This is a genomic window from Mesorhizobium sp. M2C.T.Ca.TU.002.02.1.1, from assembly GCF_003997225.1.
The window spans coordinates 1-1,713 of the sequence record NZ_RZTO01001076.1 but is presented as its reverse complement, the minus strand read 5'-3'; the positions used below and the strand labels follow the sequence as shown (position 1 = coordinate 1,713).

The window sequence follows — 1,713 nt, the reverse complement described above, 5'->3', positions numbered from 1 at the left end:
CTTCCGACCTGATCTGTTTCCTGCGCGCAGGCCGCCAGCGCGCAGGAAACAGATCAGGTCGGAAGAGCTGCCTATCTCGACAGCGTCAAGGGCAAGAAGGTCATCTTCGTGCCGATCTCGCAGGGCATGGACCTCAATCAGGCCTGGGTGATGGTGTGGCAGCGTCACGCCGCCCGCTACGGCTTCACGCTCGAGGTGCGCGATCCCAACGGCGACACCAATGCCGGCATCCGCGCCATGCAGGGCGCCATCGCCGAGAAGCCGGACCTGATCATCGTGCAGAACCCGGACGTGCAGACCTACGCACGCCTGTTGAAGCAGGCGCAGGCCGCGGGCATCAAGGTGCTGCAGGTCAACATGCAGTCGGCAACCCAGACCGACTCCTATGTCGGCAATGACTGGATCGAGATGGGCCGCCTGGAGATGGGCGAACTGGCCAAACACTGCACCGGGCCGAATGCCGTCTCCCACAAGGTGGTGTGGCTCGCCGGCGTCCAGACGGGCGCCGCCAACATCTACATGCGCACCGGTATCGACGAGGTGCTGAAGGCCAATCCCGAGCTGCAGCTCGTCTCCGACCAGCCGGCCGACTACATCAGCGAGAAGGCCCGCCAGATCACCGAGACGGTGCTGCAGCAGCATCCCGACCTCTGCGGCATCATGGGCATCTGGGACAATGCCGAAGTCGGCGCGGGCGCTGCCGTCGCAGCTGCAGGCAAGCAGGACCAGGTCACCATCGTCACCAACGGCGCGGGCGCCGCGACCGGCTGCGAGAGCATCAAGAACGGGCTGCTCGACGTGATCTTCAACTTCAATGCCCCGATCCAGGGCGAAATCGCCGCGCAGCAGATCTCAGAGCTGCTGCAGCACCCTGATCGCAAGGCCGGCAGCGAGAAGACCATCTTCTTCGGCCCGATCACCCGCGTCGACAAGACCAACGCGACCGGCCGGAACTGCTGGAAGCCCGAAGACATCAAGTAAGCGGACTTTCCGATGAGCATGGCCGAAAGCCTTGTGCGCTGGCGTTACCGTCTGCTCCCCGACCACGTGGTCGGGGAGATCCTGGCCAAGAAATGGATCGACAGCGTCATCCCCTTCACCGCGCTGGTCATCCTGTGCGCGATCTTCGGCGCGATCGTGCCGGGCTTCTTCGACGTGACGACGCTGACCAATCTCAGCGGCCAGACCGCCGAGCTCGGCCTGGTCGTGCTCGGCATGACCATCGTAATGGTGTCCGGCGGCATCGATCTCTCGGTCGGCTCGACCTTCGCGCTCGCCGTGCTGGTCACGCTCTACGGCATGAATGTCGAGCAGTGGAGTTTTGGAACCGGCCTGCTGGCGTGCCTGGGGCTCGGCGTCGTCTGCGGCGCCATCAATGGCTTCCTGGTCGGCTTCCTGCGCATGCGGGCGTTTCTCACCACGCTGGTCACGCTCATCATCTACCGGTCCACCTTCGACATCGTCTTCCCGCATGTCTCGACGGCGATCGTGACCAGCGGTCCGGATTCGCCGACCTATGATTTTCTCGGCTTCGGAACGGTCTGGGGCGTTCCGACGTCCTTCGCGGTCTTCGTGGTCATAGCGCTGGTCATCCACCTGGTGCTGTCGCGCGCCCGCTATGGCTGGCGCCTCTTCGCCGTCGGCGGCGCCCGCCGCTCGGCCTACAATGCCGGCATCAATGTGCGTTTCACTTTGTTCAGCGCGTATGTGCTC

Annotated in this window: 2 protein-coding genes; both read left to right on the top strand. The window is 64.2% G+C overall.

Going from position 1 to position 1,713, the window contains the following annotated elements; translation table 11 throughout:
• Positions 1 to 108: 108 nt before the first annotated feature.
• Positions 109 to 981 (top strand): sugar ABC transporter substrate-binding protein, encoded by an 873-nt coding sequence (locus tag EOD07_RS33500; RefSeq protein WP_245470592.1) that lies wholly within the window; start codon positions 109 to 111, stop codon positions 979 to 981.
• A gap of 12 nt (positions 982 to 993) precedes the next feature.
• Positions 994 to 1,713 (top strand): ABC transporter permease (locus tag EOD07_RS33495; protein ID WP_164772797.1); only part of this gene is annotated, 720 nt, incomplete at its 3' end.